The sequence below is a fragment of the Pseudoxanthomonas sangjuensis genome (assembly GCF_010211755.1).
GTDB lineage: Bacteria > Pseudomonadota > Gammaproteobacteria > Xanthomonadales > Xanthomonadaceae > Pseudoxanthomonas_A > Pseudoxanthomonas_A sangjuensis.
Map to the genome: position 1 here is coordinate 1 of NZ_PDWR01000066.1, position 565 is coordinate 565.

Genomic DNA, 565 nt, shown 5'->3' on the forward strand with positions numbered 1-565 from the left:
AAAAAGAGCAGCACAGTGATGACCGGGGAGGATACGTTTCACTATGAGAGCCTGCGTGGACGTTATGTGAGCGTGATGGCCGTACCGGTTTTACAAATCAGTAAGCAGGTCAGTGCGTACGCCATGGCCGGAGTGGCTCACAGTCGGTGGTCCGGCAGTACAATGGATTACCGTAAGACGGAAATCACTCCCGGGTATATGAAAGAGACGACCACTGCCAGGGACGAAAGTGCAATGCGGCATACCTCAGTGGCGTGGAGTGCAGGTATACAGATTAATCCGGCAGCGTCCGTCGTTGTTGATATTGCTTATGAAGGCTCCGGCAGTGGCGACTGGCGTACTGACGGATTCATCGTTGGGGTCGGTTATAAATTCTGATTAGCCAGGTAACACAGTGTTATGACAGCCCGCCGGAACAGGTGGGCTTTTTTGGGGGGTGAATATGGCAGTAAAGATTTCAGGAGTCCTGAAAGACGGCACAGGAAAACCGGTACAGAACTGCACCATTCAGCTGAAAGCCAGACGTAACAGCACCACGGTGGTGGTGAACACGGTGGGCTCAGAG

1 protein-coding gene and 1 pseudogene are annotated in these 565 nt (G+C 52.9%); both read left to right on the forward strand.

The features are described from left to right. A pseudogene (gene lom, locus CSC71_RS15315) lies at positions 1 to 378 on the forward strand (outer membrane beta-barrel protein Lom); the annotation flags it as partial. A gap of 64 nt (positions 379 to 442) precedes the next feature. Continuing rightward, a partial coding sequence (locus tag CSC71_RS15320) for a prophage tail fiber N-terminal domain-containing protein (RefSeq protein WP_211368069.1) occupies positions 443 to 565 on the forward strand: 123 nt, incomplete at its 3' end.